Here is a 17,706-nt window from a genome sequence, read left to right on the forward strand (position 1 = left end):
CGCGAGTAGGCTCCTATTTCCGCGGAGGCAAAGGCCCTCGCCATGTCCCCAGCAGCATATCGAGAAAGCGCTCCGCAGCCGGAGCCAGGCGAACGCCGCGGCGACGCACCACGCCAATGGTCCGCGAGACCTCCGGATCGCGGATCGGGCGTGTCACGATGATAGGATGCTCTCCGGTCGGCGTTGCAAGGCGCGGCAAAACCGAGATGCCAAGCCCGGCTTCGACCAGCCCCAGCGAGGTCGACAGATGCGTGACTTCAAAGGACCAGTCCAGCCGCACACCGACCCGCACCAGGGCCGCATCGAGGATGGCGCGATTGCCGCTCGCCCGGCTGACGGTGACCAGTGGATGCCCTTCGAGATCGGCCCAGGCGAGCGACGGCTTGCCCGCCAGGATATGGTCGCGCCGGCAGGCGAGGACGAACGGGTCTTCGAGCAGCGGCTCGAAGCTCAGATCGGGATCGGAGCCGCCGAGCAGATTGATGCCGAATTCGACTTCGCCGCGTGCCACGCTCTCCAGGCCGTCATTGGCCGAGAGGTCGAGGATCCGGAACCGAATATTGGGATACTGCTCCGAGAAGCGCGCGATCACCGAGGGCAGGAAGTAGAACGCAGCCGTCGGCACACAGGCGAGCGCGATCTGCCCGGCTCGGCTCGTGCCAAGATCGCGCATCGCGAAGATCGAGGAATCGAACTCGTCGAGCATGCGTCGCACCAGCGGCAGCATCTCGCGCCCGACCATGGTCAGCGCCACGCGCCGCGTCGTGCGTTCGAGCAGGGCCGCACCGACCGCGGCCTCGAGCCGTTGGATGCGCCGGCTCAGCGCCGGCTGCGACATGTTGAGGGCCTCTGCGGCCCGGTGGAACCCCTCAAGTTCGACCACCGCGATGAACGCGCGCAGATCAAGCGCTTCGAAATTGATGCTCATGACGCATCAATAGCACCGATCTCTGCATTTCACAGCGGTTTCGCGATCTGGGATGAGAGCCCGTCACTCACCGCTGGACGCCGCCCTTGCCCGATCCGCTCAAGCCCGCTCATGCACGTGCCCTGCGCATTCCCTGCGTGCTGATGCGCGGCGGCACATCCCGCGGCCCGTTCTTCCTGGAAACCGATCTGCCGGCCGACCCGGCGGCGCGCGACCGCGTGCTGCTCGCGGCAATGGGGTCGCCTCACACACTGCAGCTCGACGGGATCGGGGGCGGCAATTCGCTGACCAGCAAGGTCGCCATCGTCGGCAATGCGTCACGGCCGGATGCCGATATCGATTACCTCTTCGCCCAGGTCGCCGTCGACCGGGCTCATGTCGATCTCGGTCCGAACTGCGGCAACATGCTGTCTGCCATCGGCCCCTTCGCCATCGAGGCCGGCCTCGTGCCGGCCTGTGAGGGCGAGACGATGGTTCGGATCTATAACCGCAATACCGCCTCGCTGATCGAGGCGGTGGTGCAGACCCCCGGCAAACGGGTCGAATATGACGGCGCAACCGCAATCGACGGCGTGGCCGGCACTGCAGCCCCGATCAAGCTGACCTTCCTCGAAGCTGTCGGCTCGAAGACAGGTTCCTTGCTGCCGACGGGCAAGCCGCGCGAGTTGATCGATGGTGTGCCGGCCACGCTGATCGACTATGCCACGCCGATGCTGCTCGTCCGCGCCACCGATTTCGGCCTTGCCGGTGACGAGCCACCGGCGGAGCTCGACGCGAACACGGCCCTGCTGGCACGGCTGGAGGAGATCCGGCGCGAGGCGGGCAGGCGCATGGGTCTTGGCGACGTGGCCGGCCGGGTCATTCCCAAGATCGGACTGCTCTCGAAGGCCCGCCAGGGCGGCAGCCTGACCTCACGCTATTTCACGCCGGACCGCTGCCATCGCAGCCATGCCGTCACCGGCGCGCTCTGCATCGCCGTCGCCAGCCAGGTCCCCGGTAGCATCGCGCAGGACGTCAGCCTCGCGGACGCCGCCTCGCTGGTGACGATCGAGCATCCAAGCGGCCGCATCCAGGTCGATCTCGCTCTCGACGCATCTGGCCAGGTTGCCAGAGCCAGCCTGGTGCGCACTGCGCGCCGTATCTTTGAAGGCCATGTCATCGTCCCCGCCAGCGCGATTGGCGCGCTGCCAGAAGGGACTGCAATCGGAGGAAATTCCCATCATGACACCGACGCGTCGCCACTTCTGCAGCCTGCTGACGACGGCGGCCGCCAGCGCCTGTCTGCCTGAGCTGGCATTCGGTCAGGCGGCATTTCCCGAGCGGCCGATGCGCTTGCTGGTGCCCTACGCCGCCGGCGGCGGAACGGACGCGATCGCGCGTCTGGTCGCCCAGGGCGTTGGCGAAAAGCTCGGCCAGTCGCTGGTCGTGGAGAATAACGGCTCGGCCGGCGGCAACCTGATCACCGCTCAGGCTGCCACCTCCCCGGCGGATGGATACACCGTGCTGATGGCCAATCAGGGCCCGATGGTAGTCAACCCGCACCTGTTCAAGAACGTCAAGGTCGATCCGCTGACGGCCTTCGACCCGATTACCCTGATTTCAGCGGCTCCGCTGGTCGTCGTCGTGGCCCAGAATTCGCCCTACAAGACGATCAAGGACCTGATCAGCTTCGCCGAGAAGAATCCCGGCAAACTGACCTACGGCTCTGCCGGCAACGGTTCGGCCAGTCACCTGGCCACCGTTCTGCTGGCACAGATGGCGCAGTTCACGGCCGTGCACGTGCCCTATCGCGGCGCAGGCCCGGCTCTGACTGATCTCCTCGCCGGCCAGTCCGATTTCATGATCACCACCGTGCCGTCGGTTCTCGGACTGATCGAAGGCAGCAAGGTGCGCGCGCTGGCGGTGACCGGCAAGGAGCGAGCCAAGCTCTTTCCCGAGGTGCCTTCGGTCGCAGAAAGCGGCTGGGCCAGTTACGAGGCGACAGCCTGGTATGGTTTCGTCGTGCCGAAGGGTACGCCGAAGGACGTCGCTGCGAAGCTCCGCACCGCCACCGTGGAAGCCATCAACGACGCAACGATCCGCGAACGGCTGAAGAACGAAGGCGCCGAGCCGATCGGCAATACGCCAGCCGAGTTCGCCGCGATGATGGAAGCGGAGTCGAAGCGCTGGGCCGGCATCATCAAGCAGGCCCAGATCGCCATAAACTAGGCCCCAGACAGACCATTCCATACAAAGACCAGCGTCATGGGCCGCCAGAGCGGGCCATGACGCTGCATGCAAACCAGCCTGAGCGATTCCGGGGACCTAGCTCTCACCCTTCTGCGGCAGGCGAGGCAGCAGGATCGTGAGCAGACCCAGCAGCGGCAGGTAGGAGCAGACGCGGTAGACGAAGGCGATGCCGTGCGTATCCGCGAAGTTGCCGAGCAGGGCCGCTCCAAGTCCGCCGGCGCCAAAGGCAAAGCCGAAGAACACGCCCGCGATCAGGCCGACACGGCCGGGCACGAGTTCCTGTGCGAAGACGACAATCGCAGAGAATGCCGAGGCGAAGATCAGGCCGATCACGACGCTTAGCACACCCGTCCAGAACAGGTTCGCATAAGGCAGAAGCAGCGCGAATGGGATCACACCCAGGATCGAGAACCAGATCACGAAGCGCGCTCCGAACCGATCCCCGATCGGCCCGCCCAGAAAGGTCCCGGCTGCGGCCGCCCCAAGGAAGAGAAACAGCATCAGCTGCGCATCGCGCATGCCGAGCTGGAACTGATCGATGACGTAGAAGGTGAAATAGCTCGAGATGCTGGCCATGTAGACGTTCTTGGTCGCGGTCAGCAGCACGAGGATAATCAGCGCCAATGCAACCCGCCCCTGCGGCAACGGCAGCGAGCGACTGACGGCAGGACGGCTGGCATTCTGGCGGCGATGACCGGCATACCAGGCCCCGACCCAGCCGAGCACGATCATGCCCAGCATCGCTATGGCAGAGAACCACGCCACGCTGCCCTGACCGAATGGCAACACCACGAAGGCCGCGAGCAGCGGTCCGATGGCCGAGCCCATGTTGCCGCCGACCTGGAAGAGCGATTGCGCCAGACCATGGCGGCCGCCGGAGGCAAGGCGGGCCACCCGTGACGCTTCCGGGTGGAAGATTGCAGAACCGAAGCCGATCAGGCTCGCCGCCACGAGCAGCATCGCAAAGCTATGCGCGTTGCCCAGCAGGATCAGCCCGACGCAGGTGCAGGCCATCCCGGCCGGCAGCGAATAGGGCATCGGCCAGCGATCGGTCACCATCCCGACCACCGGTTGCAGCAGCGAAGCCGTGACCTGGAAGGTCATGGTCAGCAGTCCGATCTGAACGAAATCGAGAGCGTAGTTTGCCTTGAACAGCGGATAGAGCGAGGCAAGAAGCGATTGCATCACATCGTTGAGAAGGTGGCAGAAGCTCACCGCCAGCAGGACCGATGTCGTCGTCTTCTCGAAACGGGACCGAGTCCCGGGGAACGCCGCAACCATCTCAATTCGTCTCCAGCGCGGGCCGCAACCACCGGCTTATCGCCGCCATGCCTCTTTACAGAGCGCCCCCTTGACCTGCATTCGTGTTTCGGTCGAGTTCTTTTGCGTTTGGGCCAAAGATGAGAAAACTGCCGCAGCATCTGCTCGAGGCGCGCGACGAGGCTCACCGCCGTAACCTCGGATGGATTGCCTATGCCGAGGCCGACATCCTGGTGCACAGCAACGAGGATCCGGCGGGCTATACCATCCCTCTCCATAGCCACCAGCGCATCCAGCTGCTCTGTGTCTTCTCCGGCGTTGTGGTGGTCGCAACCGAGCGCGGTCGCTGGATGATCCCGCCGGGCCACGCCCTCCTGATCCCGCACCATCTCGAGCATTCCGTGGAAATGCTGAGCGATGTCAGCATGAGATCGGTCTATCTGCTGCCCGGCGAAGGCGTCCTGGCCGATCCCGAGCCGGTGGTGCTCGAAGTGACGGATCTCGCGCGCAGCCTGATCATCGAGGCGATCCGCCTGCGCGAGGCGCCCGCCGGAAGCCGCAAGCTGACGTTGAGTCTGCAGCTTCTGATGGAGGAGATCGCGTCCCTCCGGCCCCGTCCTCTCGGCCTTCCCTTCCCGTCCGACAGGAGGCTCGTCGCACTATGCCTGGCCTATACTGCGGCTCCGTCAGCGAATGCCCGACTCGACACCTGGGCGGAAGCGCTGGCGATGAGTCGCCGAACCTTCACGCGCTTCTTCCTCAAGGAGACCGGCGTCAGCTTCGCGACCTGGCGCCAGCAGGCCAGCCTGTTCGCCTGCCTGCCGAAACTCGCGGAAGGCGCTCCCGTGACGCAGATCGCCATGCTGGCGGGTTACGAGAACGTCGCCGCCTTCACCACGATGTTTCGCCGCCTGCTGGGGACCTCGCCGCGCAGCTACATGAAGGCCTCGATCAGCGCGCAGGCCGCACAGTCGCGCCGATAGGGCCCTTGCCTCACGAAACCAGAGCTTCGAGCTGCGCAGCCCGGCTTGCCGGCATCGCCAGGGCCGCTATGTCCGGGTTCCTTCCGGCGGAGCGGAACTCCACGAGGGGTCGGCGTCGATCCTGGTGCTGGCGAAGCGCTCGCGGAGCCATTTGGCGGCCGGGCCGCATGGCCGCTGCTTGTGCCAGATCATCTCTAGCGCAATCGGCCAATCCGCGTCGTCGAACTGAAGATCAGGAGTCACCAGATGTGGGGCGGCCGGCGATTTCGCGATGACATGGTCGGAAACGAAGGCCCAGCCGATGCCGTGCTTCACCATCTCCAGAATGACCCAGTGGCTTTCCACCCACCAGACCTCGGCGGCAACGCGCAGCCGCCGCTTCTCCGGCCCGTCGCTTCTGGCAGCGACGAGGATCTGCCTGTAGCGCTTCAACTCTTCCCAATCGACGCGAGCCTTGGCGAGCGGATGGTCCTTGCCGCAAACAAGCTTGAGCGGAACCCATCCGATCGTCTGGAAACCAAGCTCCGTCGGCAGAACCTCCTGGCGCCACATCACGCCGATATCGGCCTTCCCTGCCACGACCAGCCGGCTCACATCCTCCATCAGCGGGAACAGGATCTCGAGCTCCACATGGGGAAAATGCCGCGCAAAATCAGCGAAAAGCGCCCCAAGCGCGTGCTCCGGGTAAAGTTCGTCGATCGCGATGACAAGCCGCTTCTCGACATGCGCCTCGAAGCTGCGCGCGACGCCGATGAGGTGCTCGCTGCGATCGAGCACGACCTTGGCCTCGCGCAGCAGTCTTTCGCCAGCCGGAGTGAGCACAGGGTTGCGCCCGGCCCTGCTGAACAGGGCAACGCCCAGATCCTCCTCCAGATTCGAGACCTGCGTGCTTACAGCAGATTGCGCCTTGCGCAGCGCGCGTGCGGCCCCGGAGAACGAGCCATGTTCCGCTGCCGCGACAAAGGCCCGAAGTTGGTCCAGCGAAACCGTCATCTATCTGATTATCAGATATGATCTAACTTGATGCAATCGTAATGACAGATAGAGAACGCGGCCATCGATCATAGTGAAGGCCCTTTAGCATATGCGCTCCGTTCGAGACCGAATCCGCCATGCACTCATGTTCGAGGCGATCGGATTAGCCATCGTTGTTCCGGCGGGAGCCTATCTGTTCGGCCTGCCGGCAGGGCATATGGGCGTCATCGGCGTCGGCAGCGCAACCGTCGCGACGATCTGGAACTTCCTGTTCAACCTGGGCTTTGACCACGCGATGCAGCGCATGGTCGGCCATACCAACAAGGGAATGGGCACGCGCATCCTGCATGTCGCGTTGTTCGAGGGCGGGCTTCTGATGATCCTGCTGCCGCCGATCGCCTGGTATCTCGGCATCACCCTGATGCAGGCCTTCGTGATGGATATCGCGATCGTCATCTTCTATGTGGTCTACGCTTTCAGCTTCAACCTGGCCTATGATCGGGTCTTCCCGATCCCAGCGAGTCCGGCCTATGCCATGTGACTCTGAAGCTGTCGTCGCGGCGATCATGACGGCCGCGCGCTCGGCTGCGGATTTCGTCTCCAGCGGAGGCGAAACCCGCCCGGTGACGAGTGCGAGGGCCTGAAACGCTGATAAATCCGCTGCTGCGGGCGAACGGATCGAGGCGCCATTCAGGCCGATTCCGGCCCGGCCCGAACAGCCCCTTCACTTGGCTCTGCGCCTGAGGATTGGCGCTAACCGCCAATCTTGAACGAATAGGTCGTGCTCAATCCGAACGAGAACTGGTCGCGCGCGCCAATGGTGCGGACGATCGGCGAGCGCGCGGCATCCTGCAGAAGACGATCATAACGGGCGTAAGCCGTCGTTTTCCAGACGTCCGACCATGCATATTCGAGTGCCGCTGCGAGGCCTGCCGATTTGACGCCTCCCGACGGGCTGTAGGCAGCGAGGAGGCCGTTCGCGGCCGATTCCTCCGGTGTCACACCAAAATTCCTGCGCATATAGGCCTGGTTGCCGAACGAAAAGCGCGGACCGCCCGAGAGCTTGAAGCGGCCAATCGGTTGAACCCAGTCAACGAAGATATCGGCGACAATGCCGTGATGGCCGTGGAAACCCTGCCGCACCTCGATGCGGGTCCGCAGCCGGTCCTCGATCGGCCAGAATTCGGCGAAGGCGCCAGCCTCGATCGTCCAGGGCACATCGCGCATTCCGAACAGTTTTCGCTCTGAGCCGGAATAGCGACCCGACTTCAGGTCGCCGACGACGCCGATGCTGTAGCGGCTCGTCTCGTACAGGGCGAAGTCCAGCCCCTCGTCGGGTGCGCTGAACCCTTCCGGTTCGCCAACCCGCCGCCAGCTCAACGACGGCGTGCCCGACGGTCCATAGGCCTTTGCGCCGTCATATTTGGGACCGATCTGACCCGAGCCGCCAAGCGTCACGATCCAGCCGGAGGCCGGAGTGGGATTGAGCAGCACCGGAGCCGGATCAGCCGCTAGAGCAACCTGGGATCCAGCGGCCAGGCACAGACCGGCGACGGCAAGCTTACGGTAGGCGGGCACAATCGTCGCTCCTGCAGGACACCCACGCTTGCCATATCTGAACTCTGTCGCAAACAGGTAAAGACCGAACGGAACGTCACTCGGCGATTTTTCTACCGAGTTTCACGTCCAGTTTCTTAATGCGGTGCCACAGGCTGCGCTCGGCAATGCCGAGGAGCCTCGCGGCCTGGACCTGGACGCCGTCCGTACGCCGCAGCGCCTCGATGATGAAGCCGCGCTCGAGCCGCTCGAGTTCGGCATCGAGATCGTTCGGGAGGCGATCCCGCTCGGCGCGCCGCGCGCCGCCTTCAAACAGGTCGCGAGGCAGGTCCGGGACGTCGATGGTCGGCGACTTCGCGACGATCACCGCGCGCTCAACGCAATTATGCAGCTCACGGATATTGCCGGGCCAGTCATGGCCGTCCATCGCCGAGAGAGCGGCCGGGGTAAAGCCGGTCACGCGCTTGCCCATCGCCTCGGCCAGCGTCGCGAGGAAATGGGCGGCGAGGATCGGGATGTCCTCGCGCCGCTCACGCAGGGCAGGCAACTGGATCGGGAAGACGTTGAGCCGATAGAACAGGTCCTCCCGGAACTCGCCGGACGCAACCGCCTGGCGCATGTCCCTATGGGTTGCCGCGATCAGCCGGACGTCCACCGTCTGGCTGCGGGTGCCCCCGACAGGCTCGAAGCTGCGCTCCTGAACCGCACGCAGCAGCTTCGCCTGAACGGCGATCGGCATATCGCCGATCTCGTCGAGGAAGAGGGTTCCGCCATCGGCGGCGGCGAAGCGGCCGACGCGGTTGGCCAGCGCTCCGGTAAAGGCACCTTTCACATGACCGAAGAGCTCGCTTTCGAGCAACGTCTCAGGGATGGCAGCGCAATTGATCGCGACAAAGGGCTTATTCCGGCGCGGACTGTTGAAATGGATCGCGCGTGCCACAACCTCCTTGCCGGTGCCGCTCTCTCCGTTGAGCATGACCGTGGCGCGTGTCTCGCAGACCTCGGTGACCTGTTCGATCACTCTCCTGAAGGGCGGGCTCGTTCCGATCAGATTCTCGAAGCTGTAGCGGCCCTCGAGTTCGCCCCGCAGCCGTTCATTGTCGCGCACCACCTCGGCCAGCCGCAACGCACGACGAATGACGGCTGCGACATCCTCCATCTCGAACGGCTTGGCGATGTAGTCGAAGGCGCCTTCCTTCACGAGCTCGACGGCATCGCGAACCGTGGCGAAAGCCGTGATGACCACGACGGGGACCTCTGGCCAGCGCTTGCGCACCTCCTGCAGCAGGGCGCGCCCGTCCATCCCTGGCAGGCGCAGATCAGTCAACACGAGGTCGAACCGTTCCTGCTCCAGACTGGAAAGCGCCTCGCGGGCGTTTTCGACGGCGGTCGCGCGATAGCCGAGATCCTCCAGCGCAGCCGCCAGAACATCGGCCAGGCGAGCTTCGTCATCGACGACCAGGATGCTGTGGGTCATCAGGATGCTCCACGCTCCAGCAGAGGCAATGTAATCGTGAACGAGGCGCCCTGCCCCGCCGGGCTGGCGTAATGGGCGCGGCCTCCATGTGCCGCGGCGACCGATTGCACTTTGGCAAGGCCGAGCCCCGTTCCCTTCGTCTTGGTCGTGATGAATGGGTTGAATATCTCGCCCCTGATCTCCTCGGCCACACCATCCCCCTGATCGCTGATCGTCAGCGAAATCTCGCCATTGCTCGACGTGAACTCCGCCGTGATCACTCCGCCGGCGGGCATCGCGTCGATCGCGTTCAGGACGAGATTCAAGCCCGCCTGATGGAGCTGATCCGGATCGCCCGAGATCAGCCCGCCCCCGCTACGATCCTTGATGTCGAGGACGATGCCATGGCGGTCAAGCTCCGGCATCGCGATCGAGGCGACCCGATCGATCACCGCGCGGAATGGAAAGACGGTCTTGCTCGGCGCCTTGGGCTGAGCGAAGTCGAGAAAGTCCCGCACCAGCGTTTCGATCCGGCGTACCTCCTCGATCACATAACCAAGCATGCGGTCCTCGGCGACCCCGAGCTTGGCACGATTGCGCACCACCTCGGTCGAGGTCTTGATGATGCCGAGCGGGTTGCGGACTTCATGGGCAATCACCATCGCCGCTTGCCCGAGGGCGGAGAGCCTGTCGCGACGCCGGAGCTCGGTCTCCAGAGCATGCAGCTTGCCGAGCTGCTCCGCCATACCGTTGAAGCCTGCGGCGAGCTGCGCAATCTCCCTCCCGCCGGTCTCAGGAACCCGTTGCTTGAAATCGCCGGCCGCGATCGCTCGGACGCCGCGCGTCAATGCTCGCAGCGGCTTGACCAGGATACCCGACATCGCAGCCCCGACGATGATCGAGATGAGGCTGCCGAGCAGGAAGATGCCGATGAAGAGCTGGGAAGGTCCGAGCTGCTCGAAGAAGTCGGCACCGCTCGGTAGCCCAATGAATGCAACAGCTGCCAGCTTGCCATCGATACCACGGAAGGCCGTGTAGACGGCACGATAGGCGCCGTCATCGGCCTCGCGGTCGAAGATCGTATCCTCGCCTTTCGCCAGGCGCTCACGGATCGCATCCGGCACCGTGCGCGTGTCGTCCGGATGCGTCAGCATGACGGCTTCCAGTCCCGAGCTGGTTTCGGCGAAGAGCCGGACATCCAGCGAGGTCACGACCTTGATGCTGCCGAGATAGGAATCATCGAGCCAGGTGCCGACAAGGACGTAGGCCGGCTTCTCATTGACCTGCACACTCTGCACGGCACCGGCCATGAGGTGGTTTTCCTCGCCAGTCGTGATCTTGAAGATGCCCTGGCTCGTTTCGGTGGGCAGGGCAGCCGAGGACGTGAAGTCGCGCGACGTGAACAGCATTTCGCGCCGATCATCATAGATCGCGATCAGGTCATAGCCGACCGTACTGAGCAGCGCGAACTCCCGCTCGATGACCTTGGGGCGGCGAAGATCGCCATGAACCGAGGTCTCCAGGCGGTGGCCGACGACGCTGGCGACGCGCTGCGCCTCCTGTGTCGCCTCGGTCACCTCGAGCATGAAGAAGCGCGAGGTCTCGCCGAGCCATTGCTCGACATTCGCCTCAAAGGCGGAGGAGATCAGCCGCGCTGCGACATAGGCGGAGGTCAGCATCGCCGGGACGCTGACCAACAGGAAGCCGATCACAAGCCTCAACCGCAGCGACGTCTTGCGAATAGGCATCAAGCCGTCTCCAGGACCATGGAAGGCTGCGTTCTGCCCAAGCAGGACATCCGCTCAGGGTCGCCTCGTCCAGGTGTCGTCATCGCAGATAAAGCCACCCAGCACGCACCCCTTTACGACGAGTGTCCTCTGCGACTGCAAGCTGATCGTGGTCTTGTAAGTGCGACCATCCTCCGGATTATACCCCTCCCCGGCAAGCAGCCCCGCCGTACCCTCAGGCCTGAAGCCAGTCAGGACCTGGACACCGAGCAGGGAGCGCCCGCGCAAATTGCTGTCGGGGTTTGATTGGTCGACCCGCTCCTGCTTGAGCCAAACAATCTTGCCGCAGAGCGCCTGCCCGCAGCGCGCGATCGCAATCTCGGACTCGCCATCGGAATCGCGCCAGCGCCCGACGATCTCGCTCATCGGGTCCGCAGCGGCGGCATGCAGCGACGACATCGCCACCAATGCGGCGAGAACAAGCATTCTAGCGTTAAGTCTGGCCATCGCCATCCTCCTCATCCTCCCAACCCAAAGCAATGACGCCGGCTACGATCAGGGCGATTCCGCCGGCTTGAACGGCATCGATCCGTTCGCCGAGCGCAAGCCAAGCGAGCAGAGGGACCGTGACATAGGCGAGCCCGGTCATCGGGAAAGCGCGGCTCAGCGGCATGTCACGCAGGATCAGCATCCAGACGATGAACGTCGCGGCATAGCCGAGCGCCGCCAGCCAGACGCCCGGTAGCGACGATGCCCTGATCATCATCTGCAGCCCGAAATCCATGTCGGCGAGCCCGTCCGCTCCCCATTTGAAGGCAAGCTGGGTCGCGGTATCGAGCGCGATGAAGATCGTCCAGATCCAAAGCTGGCGCCATGGCAAGCTCTGCCGCGAGGTCTCGATCGTGCTCATGCCGCCTGCTCCCTTGCCGCCTGCTCCCTTGCCGGCGTCCGGCGCAACGCCCGCAGGTCCGGATCGAACCTGTCGAAGGCGAACCAGGGGCTGGCCGATTTCAAGGCCCATTGCAGCGCGGCGTTCCGGTGCCTGAAGAAGACCGTTGAAGGCACCAGCCTGCTGCCGAAACGCAGCTTCGAGGCATAGGCGGTCTGGCCGGTCTGCAGCCGCACGATACCCCGTTCGAGGCAGAAGCGAACATTCGTCATCCAGCTCACTGCATAGAGGTTATGCTGGCGGGCAAGCGGGTAGCGCATGCCGAGGAACTTATCGATCACTCTGTCATTCTCGATCAGCAGCAGGTTGAAGGCAGCGAGCGTCTGGCCGACCCAATAGAGCGCAAAGATAGCGCGCTCGCCGAGCGCCGCCGAGACCGCCTTGAAGTAATCGGGGGGAAGCACCTCCAGATCACCGTAGTCGAGGCCGCTCTCGGCCCGCGTCGACTCGTAAAGCTCGGTAATCTCACTTTCGATACCCTCGAGCCCATGCCGCATCTCGACCCGGACCGCGCCGGCCTTCGCCAGCTTGCGCCGGACATCCTTACGCGTGGCGGCCGAGAGCGAGGCGAGATAGTCCGCCTCGCCAACGAAGGGCAGATCGAGCACCGCGAACGGCAGACTGCCGACACGAGCAAATCCCCGCGACAGCAGCGCATCACGCAGGCCTGGTGCACCCTGCTCGGCAACATCTTTCCAGGCCACGAGATCGGCCCCCACGCTTCGGGCGTGCTGGTCGAGAATATCGCCGAGCGCCGCGAAGGCAGACGCGGATTGCTCGGAACCAAGCCCATTGCGCACTGAGGCATGACAGCGTTCGGCATAGGGTGAGCCGACACAGAGCACCTTGAGGGAGACGAGGCGCGGCGCCAGTCTGAACACCGCATCGCCGAAGCGCCGGAGCCCACCCTGAAATGGCGTATCAAGCCGGTAGTTGAACAGGAAGAACGGCGCGATGGCACTGATGCCAAAGGCATCCTCGACACAGGCCGCGCCCATGGCGATGCTGCTGCCGCTCCCGGCCAACGCCTGCTCGCAGGCGCTGTAATAGGCATGGTTTTCCGCTTCGCCGGGACAGCACCGATCCCACGCCTCGGGGGTGATCTCGGCGATCCGTTCGACGATGCGGGCGCGCGGCGCGGTCATTCCGCCGCAACGGCGCAGAGGCTCGCCGGCTCCCGTCGGACCTTGTCTGGAACGGACAACCGCGCCGCCAAGGCAAGCGAGCGGTCGATCACAACATCGCGCTGCTGGTCGATCGTCACGAGATGATAGCTGTCATTCAGCACGACGGTATCGACGATCCCGCCGAGGTGCCGCTGGATATAGGCGGCATTGGAGAGACCGGAGATGTCGTCCTCGCGCGCCTGCACGACGAGCGCGGGACAGGTGATTTCGCCCATCCGGCGGCGCGTATCCTTGATCAGCGCCCACATCTGCTGAAGCGAGCCCGCGGGCGTGCCCAGAAGGCCGGCCTGCGAGCTGTCCCCACCCCCCATCGCCCCCACGATCATCGCGCGGGTGCGCTCATCCTTGACGCCATAGGGCTCGCGCTCGACAAAGCGATAGCGGCGGCCCATGGGCGTGTTGATGAGCAGCTTCAGCAGAAAGCTGTACCAGGGGATCGACCAGCCATCATACCAGAGCGTCGGAGCGTAGAGGGCAAGCCCCTGCACGTCGTCGCGGTGGCGTGCCGCGATATGCATCGCCATCACCGCCCCCATCGACAATCCCCCGACGATGATCGTGTCGCAGATCAGCTTCATCCCCCCGAGTTCGGCTTCGACGCTGGCTGTCCAGTCGCGCCAGCCCGTCGCCAGAAGATCTCCCTCGCTGCCGCAATGCCCCGCCAACTGGGGGCAATGAACGGTGTGACCGGCCCGCGCCAGCGCACGTGCGACGAGCCGCAGCTCCACCGGCGTACCTCCCAGACCATGGATCAGGAGGAACCCGGTCCGGCCGCCGGAGAAGCGAAGGCTGTTGTCTTTTGCTGCCACGGAACGGATCCCTCAGGCGGTGCGGGCGACGATGACGACGCCAAGAGTGATGAGACAGGCGCCGAGCCATTGCCGACGCACGACGCGCTCCTTGAGGAACACGGCGCTGGCAAGCGTTACGCCAAGGAAATTCAGGCTGGCGATCGGGAAGGCGATCGAAAGCGGCACTTCGGCAAGGATCCGCAGCCAGACCACGACCTCCACGAGGTAGATCAGGATTCCCCCGCAGATCCAGCTGTCGCGCAGCGCCGCAAGAACGAGCGCCCGTCCGTGTTTGTCGGGCAACCGATCGGCCCCGAGCTTGAAGCAGAGTTGCCCAGCGACGTCGCATACGACCGACAGGGCGAACCAGAGTATGAGCGCGAGCGTCATGACAGCACCCGTTCGAAGCAATCCAGCAACACACCGTTCACCCGCGCGTTGACCGCCAGCTCGGCGTCCGTGACCTGGCGCCGCGGCGGGTGGTCGAAATAGGCGAGCGTCGCCCGGAACGGATCGGCGAAGCGAGGCTCGGAATAGTCGCCGCAGATATCGACGCCGACGATCTCGCACTGCTCCGCCAGCCGTTCGATCGCGAGCAGCAGATTCTCAAGAGGTAGCTCGCCCTGATCCCAGTTGGTCGCGGCGTCGCCCGGGCCCAGAACATCCTTGTCGATCGTCAACCAGATGCGGCGGGTCGGCAGGTTGCGGATCAGCTCATCGACGAAGTCGCTCCAGTTCTCATCCGCGAGATTGCGCCAGTGCAGCGCGCCGGCTCTCTGCTTGTGCCCACGCCCGTCACGATAGCGGCGCCAGACACGAGAAGGCGCATGCCGCCATGGGTAGAGCTCGATCCGCCCATCAGAAACCGCGTCAAGATTGGCAAATTGCCATTCCGGCCTGACCAGATCGCTGCTGCAAGGGCCGATCGTCACGACCCGTTTGACGTGATCGAGTTCGAGGGCGCGGTTGACCCAGGCGCCGCAGTTCACGGTCGCCGGAAACCGCACCCAGTCGGGATGATTGTCGAAATGCACGACCGTGAGCGGCCGACCGGTCTGCGCAAGCAGGCCGGCAGTCAGATGATGGAAGTCGCCAGATCCGTAGAATGTCACGGAAGCCTCGCCTTCGCGCATCGGTTTCGCGCGCAGTCGCTCGTACAGCAGGCTCAGCGCCTGCCGGCTTGCGACGATACGCAATGCGCTTCCAAGATCGGTCGCATCGATGCGGGTGGCGGCTCCCGCATCGATGCGCCGGCACAGAGGCTCCTGAGCCGCTGCACTGCCGTCGAGGTCGATCACACGCAACTGCACGTCCGACCTCGCCGTTTTCAAACCCTGGCAACCCGCGTGAACAGCTGATCGAGCAGTGCAAGCGCCAGATCGATCTCCGCGCGGGTCATCGTCAGCGCCGGGGCTAGCGTAATGACGTTCTTGTGGTAACCGCCGATGTCGAGGACGAGCCCGTAGCGCTGGCCATCGACCACCAGATCGGCCTTCATGCCTTCGTCGCACATCAGGTCGACCAGCCGCTTCGACGGGGTGTAGCTGTCATGCGGCTCGCAGATCTCGATGCGCAGCGCCATGCCGAGACCGTCGACATCGCCAACGATCCGGTGCCGGCGCTTCAGTTCCTGGAGGCCCTCGAGGAAATAGGCCCCCTTCTCCATCACCATGGTCTCGTAGTCGTCCTCTTCCATCATCTTCATCGCCTCGAGCGCGACGGCCGTGCCGAGCGGGTTCGCGTTGAAGGTCGAGTGGGTCGAGCCTGGCGGGAATATGGTGGGGTTGATCAGCTCTTCCTTGGCCCAGATGCCCGAGAGCGGGTTCAGCCCGTTGGTGACCGCCTTGCCGAAGACGATCACGTCCGGCTTCACGCCGAAATGCTCGATCGACCACAACTTTCCGGTTCGGTAGAAGCCCATCTGGATCTCGTCGACGACGAGCAGGATGCCGTGCTGATCGAGAACCTTCTTCAGCTCGATGAAGAAGTTGGGGGGCGGAATGACGTAGCCGCCGGTGCCCTGGAGCGGCTCGACATAGAAGGCCGCATATTCCGACTGGCCGGCCTTGGGATCCCAGACGCCATTATACTCGCTCTCGAACAGGCGCGCGAACTGCTTCACGCAATGCACGCCGTATTCTTCCTTGCTCATGCCCTTGGGGGCGCGGAAATGGTAGGGAAACGGCACGAACTGGGCCCGCTCGCCGAAATGGCCGAAGCGCCTGCGATACCGGTAGGACGAGGTGATGGCTGAGGCACCGAGCGTGCGGCCGTGATAACCGCCCTCGAAGGCGAACATCAGGCTCTTGCCGTTGCTCGCATTGCGCACGAGCTTCAGTGAATCCTCGACCGCCTGCGCACCGCCGACATTGAAATGGACCCGGCCCTTGCTGCCGAATTTCGCCTGCGCATCACGGGCGATCATCGCGGCGAGTTCGATCTTCTCGCGGTGGAGATACTGGCTCGCGACTTGCGGCAGCGTGTCGATCTGGCGCTTCAGCGCCGCGTTCAGGCGCGGATTGGCGTAGCCGAAATTGACCGCCGAATACCACATCTGCAGATCGAGGAAGCGATTGCCCTCGGCATCGAACATGTAGGAGCCGTCGCAGCCCGAGAAGATCTTCGGGAACTGCGTGTAATGGACCGTGTCGCCATGGGAGCAGTATTCCGCTTCGAGGGCGAGCAGGCGCGCCTCCTCCTCGGCATGGAGGCTCGTCGGCCGGGATTGCAGACCAGCCAGTGCCGTGGAAGCCGGCTCAAGCAAAGCGTATCCGTCATCCATCGATCATATCCTTGAGTTGGTTCTGGGCTCCGCTCGTCACCGGGCTGGCCAGCAGTTCTTCCAGCAGGCCGACGGCCTCGGAAAAATCGGAGAAGGGGTGATGAGGCAGAGCGTTGTCGTGGCAATGCCCGATGAGGCTTTTCTTGGCGAAGACGAGATCCGCCTGCCCGGCGAGGCAGAAATCCGAGCGACCGTCGCCGACGAGCAATGTCAGCGGTCGTCCGAAGCCGTCGGCCACACGGCATTTGCAGGTGCCGCTCGCGCAATCGCCGGATAGTGCGGCATGCGGCGACGTCAACTGCCAGCGATCGCCGCCGACCGCGGCGAGGTGATTGGCGATGACGGGCAATGCGCCGAGTCCGATCCGGCCCAGCACCGCGCGGATCGTGCGATCAAGGCCGTCGGAGACGACCGTAACCGGGATATCGTGCCGTCGGCAGAGCGCGACAAAGGCACTGAAGCCGCTATCGATCGCAATCGCCTCGGTGAAACCGTCGAGCACGGCCGGCAGCACGCGCAGCAACTCGACCTGCCTGGCCATGCATTCGCGAGAACCGATCCGGCCGGAAACCCAGTCGTCCTCGATCGCCTCCCAGCCCGGCTCCGCGAAACGCGCCAGAATCTGGTCGGTCGTGTCTTCACACGTTATCGTTCCGTCGAAATCGACGATGGCCTGCCACAGCATGCTCGGCGCTCATTTGTAGCTCTCGGTGAATGCCGGTAGCGCAAGCGCTGTGCCATCTCGTAATCAATTGATATTACTACAAATTCAGACAAATTGTCCGCGCCATCCGCCCCCCATTCGCGGAGCTTCCATCAAAAAATGGAGCTAAACCATGCGTCGGCTCATCGGCCGGAGGCCGATAGTGGCGACCTCATGAA

Annotated in this window: 18 protein-coding genes; 4 read left to right on the forward strand and 14 right to left on the reverse strand. The window is 64.1% G+C overall.

Annotated elements, in window-relative coordinates:
• Positions 1-13 precede the first annotated feature (13 nt).
• A complete protein-coding gene (locus tag AB4099_RS04540) occupies positions 14-928 on the reverse strand; it encodes a LysR family transcriptional regulator (protein WP_441477175.1) in 915 nt (304 codons plus the stop codon).
• 86 nt (positions 929-1,014) lie between these two features.
• Between AB4099_RS04540 and AB4099_RS04545 the strand changes: the two genes are divergently transcribed.
• On the forward strand, positions 1,015-2,217 hold the full coding sequence (locus AB4099_RS04545) for a 4-oxalomesaconate tautomerase (protein WP_441477176.1): 1,203 nt from the start codon (positions 1,015-1,017) through the stop codon (positions 2,215-2,217).
• On the forward strand, positions 2,150-3,136 hold the full coding sequence (locus AB4099_RS04550; RefSeq protein WP_441477177.1) for a Bug family tripartite tricarboxylate transporter substrate binding protein: 987 nt from the start codon (positions 2,150-2,152) through the stop codon (positions 3,134-3,136). The genes AB4099_RS04545 and AB4099_RS04550 overlap by 68 nt, the downstream gene beginning before the upstream one ends.
• A 96-nt stretch (positions 3,137-3,232) precedes the next feature.
• Here the strand turns inward: AB4099_RS04550 and AB4099_RS04555 are convergent, their stop codons facing one another.
• Complete coding sequence (locus AB4099_RS04555; RefSeq protein WP_441477178.1) at positions 3,233-4,438, reverse strand: MFS transporter; 1,206 nt, start codon at positions 4,436-4,438, stop codon at positions 3,233-3,235.
• A 119-nt stretch (positions 4,439-4,557) separates the two neighbouring features.
• Between AB4099_RS04555 and AB4099_RS04560 the strand changes: the two genes are divergently transcribed.
• Complete coding sequence (locus AB4099_RS04560; RefSeq protein ID WP_441477179.1) at positions 4,558-5,400, forward strand: AraC family transcriptional regulator; 843 nt, start codon at positions 4,558-4,560, stop codon at positions 5,398-5,400.
• A gap of 66 nt (positions 5,401-5,466) precedes the next feature.
• Here AB4099_RS04560 and AB4099_RS04565 read toward each other — a convergent pair whose 3' ends face one another.
• Complete coding sequence (locus AB4099_RS04565; RefSeq protein WP_441477180.1) at positions 5,467-6,393, reverse strand: LysR family transcriptional regulator; 927 nt, start codon at positions 6,391-6,393, stop codon at positions 5,467-5,469.
• Positions 6,394-6,484: 91 nt separating this feature from the next.
• Here AB4099_RS04565 and AB4099_RS04570 point away from each other — a divergent pair, with 91 nt between their 5' ends.
• Positions 6,485-6,916 (forward strand): PACE efflux transporter, encoded by a 432-nt coding sequence (locus AB4099_RS04570; protein ID WP_113513106.1) that lies wholly within the window; start codon positions 6,485-6,487, stop codon positions 6,914-6,916.
• Positions 6,917-7,128: 212 nt separating this feature from the next.
• Here the strand turns inward: AB4099_RS04570 and AB4099_RS04575 are convergent, their stop codons facing one another.
• The 11 genes from AB4099_RS04575 to AB4099_RS04625 form a co-directional block, all read right to left on the reverse strand.
• Positions 7,129-7,953 carry a MipA/OmpV family protein gene (locus tag AB4099_RS04575; protein WP_441477181.1) on the reverse strand — a complete coding sequence of 275 codons (825 nt, stop codon included), beginning with the start codon at positions 7,951-7,953 and terminating at the stop codon, positions 7,129-7,131.
• A 76-nt stretch (positions 7,954-8,029) separates the two neighbouring features.
• Positions 8,030-9,409: a sigma-54-dependent transcriptional regulator gene (locus AB4099_RS04580; RefSeq protein WP_113513102.1), complete on the reverse strand. Its 1,380-nt coding sequence runs from the start codon at positions 9,407-9,409 to the stop codon at positions 8,030-8,032.
• On the reverse strand, positions 9,409-11,136 hold the full coding sequence (locus AB4099_RS04585; protein ID WP_441477182.1) for a sensor histidine kinase: 1,728 nt from the start codon (positions 11,134-11,136) through the stop codon (positions 9,409-9,411). Before AB4099_RS04585 ends, AB4099_RS04580 begins: the two co-directional genes overlap by 1 nt.
• A gap of 54 nt (positions 11,137-11,190) precedes the next feature.
• The gene (locus AB4099_RS04590) at positions 11,191-11,622 is read right to left on the reverse strand and encodes a DUF2147 domain-containing protein (RefSeq protein ID WP_441477183.1); all 432 of its coding nucleotides are present in this window, start codon (positions 11,620-11,622) and stop codon (positions 11,191-11,193) included.
• The gene (locus AB4099_RS04595; protein WP_162768040.1) at positions 11,609-12,025 is read right to left on the reverse strand and encodes an EamA family transporter; all 417 of its coding nucleotides are present in this window, start codon (positions 12,023-12,025) and stop codon (positions 11,609-11,611) included. The genes AB4099_RS04590 and AB4099_RS04595 overlap by 14 nt, the downstream gene beginning before the upstream one ends.
• On the reverse strand, positions 12,022-13,209 hold the full coding sequence (locus AB4099_RS04600; RefSeq protein ID WP_441477184.1) for a GNAT family N-acetyltransferase: 1,188 nt from the start codon (positions 13,207-13,209) through the stop codon (positions 12,022-12,024). Before AB4099_RS04600 ends, AB4099_RS04595 begins: the two co-directional genes overlap by 4 nt.
• Positions 13,206-14,060, reverse strand: coding sequence for an alpha/beta hydrolase (locus AB4099_RS04605; RefSeq protein WP_113513094.1), 855 nt, complete (start codon positions 14,058-14,060; stop codon positions 13,206-13,208). Before AB4099_RS04605 ends, AB4099_RS04600 begins: the two co-directional genes overlap by 4 nt.
• Positions 14,061-14,072: 12 nt before the next feature.
• The gene (locus AB4099_RS04610) at positions 14,073-14,432 is read right to left on the reverse strand and encodes an EamA family transporter (RefSeq protein ID WP_113513092.1); all 360 of its coding nucleotides are present in this window, start codon (positions 14,430-14,432) and stop codon (positions 14,073-14,075) included.
• Positions 14,429-15,352, reverse strand: coding sequence for an arginase family protein (locus tag AB4099_RS04615; RefSeq protein ID WP_441477185.1), 924 nt, complete (start codon positions 15,350-15,352; stop codon positions 14,429-14,431). Before AB4099_RS04615 ends, AB4099_RS04610 begins: the two co-directional genes overlap by 4 nt.
• Before the next feature lie 17 nt (positions 15,353-15,369).
• Entirely contained in the window at positions 15,370-16,824 is a 1,455-nt protein-coding gene (locus AB4099_RS04620) for an aspartate aminotransferase family protein (RefSeq protein WP_113513088.1), read from the reverse strand.
• Positions 16,817-17,509 carry an MtnX-like HAD-IB family phosphatase gene (locus AB4099_RS04625; RefSeq protein WP_113513086.1) on the reverse strand — a complete coding sequence of 231 codons (693 nt, stop codon included), beginning with the start codon at positions 17,507-17,509 and terminating at the stop codon, positions 16,817-16,819. The genes AB4099_RS04620 and AB4099_RS04625 overlap by 8 nt, the downstream gene beginning before the upstream one ends.
• Positions 17,510-17,706: the final 197 nt, after the last annotated feature.

The organism is Allobosea sp. 2KB_26, assembly GCF_052115715.1.
Classification (GTDB): domain Bacteria; phylum Pseudomonadota; class Alphaproteobacteria; order Rhizobiales; family Beijerinckiaceae; genus Allobosea.

Excerpts from the sequence above, each read along its gene's own strand:
- AB4099_RS04610 (WP_113513092.1), bottom strand. The coding sequence starts at position 14,432 with ATGACGCTCGCGCTCATACTCTGGTTCGCCCTGTCGGTCGTATGCGAC.
- AB4099_RS04555 (WP_441477178.1), bottom strand. The coding sequence starts at position 4,438 with ATGGTTGCGGCGTTCCCCGGGACTCGGTCCCGTTTCGAGAAGACGACG.
- AB4099_RS04560 (WP_441477179.1), top strand. The coding sequence starts at position 4,558 with ATGAGAAAACTGCCGCAGCATCTGCTCGAGGCGCGCGACGAGGCTCAC.
- AB4099_RS04600 (WP_441477184.1), bottom strand. The coding sequence starts at position 13,209 with ATGACCGCGCCGCGCGCCCGCATCGTCGAACGGATCGCCGAGATCACC.
- AB4099_RS04585 (WP_441477182.1), bottom strand. The coding sequence starts at position 11,136 with ATGCCTATTCGCAAGACGTCGCTGCGGTTGAGGCTTGTGATCGGCTTC.
- AB4099_RS04620 (WP_113513088.1), bottom strand. The coding sequence starts at position 16,824 with ATGGATGACGGATACGCTTTGCTTGAGCCGGCTTCCACGGCACTGGCT.
- AB4099_RS04580 (WP_113513102.1), bottom strand. The coding sequence starts at position 9,409 with ATGACCCACAGCATCCTGGTCGTCGATGACGAAGCTCGCCTGGCCGAT.
- AB4099_RS04565 (WP_441477180.1), bottom strand. The coding sequence starts at position 6,393 with ATGACGGTTTCGCTGGACCAACTTCGGGCCTTTGTCGCGGCAGCGGAA.
- AB4099_RS04570 (WP_113513106.1), top strand. The coding sequence starts at position 6,485 with ATGCGCTCCGTTCGAGACCGAATCCGCCATGCACTCATGTTCGAGGCG.
- AB4099_RS04595 (WP_162768040.1), bottom strand. The coding sequence starts at position 12,025 with ATGAGCACGATCGAGACCTCGCGGCAGAGCTTGCCATGGCGCCAGCTT.
- AB4099_RS04625 (WP_113513086.1), bottom strand. The coding sequence starts at position 17,509 with ATGCTGTGGCAGGCCATCGTCGATTTCGACGGAACGATAACGTGTGAA.
- AB4099_RS04550 (WP_441477177.1), top strand. The coding sequence starts at position 2,150 with ATGACACCGACGCGTCGCCACTTCTGCAGCCTGCTGACGACGGCGGCC.
- AB4099_RS04590 (WP_441477183.1), bottom strand. The coding sequence starts at position 11,622 with ATGGCCAGACTTAACGCTAGAATGCTTGTTCTCGCCGCATTGGTGGCG.
- AB4099_RS04540 (WP_441477175.1), bottom strand. The coding sequence starts at position 928 with ATGAGCATCAATTTCGAAGCGCTTGATCTGCGCGCGTTCATCGCGGTG.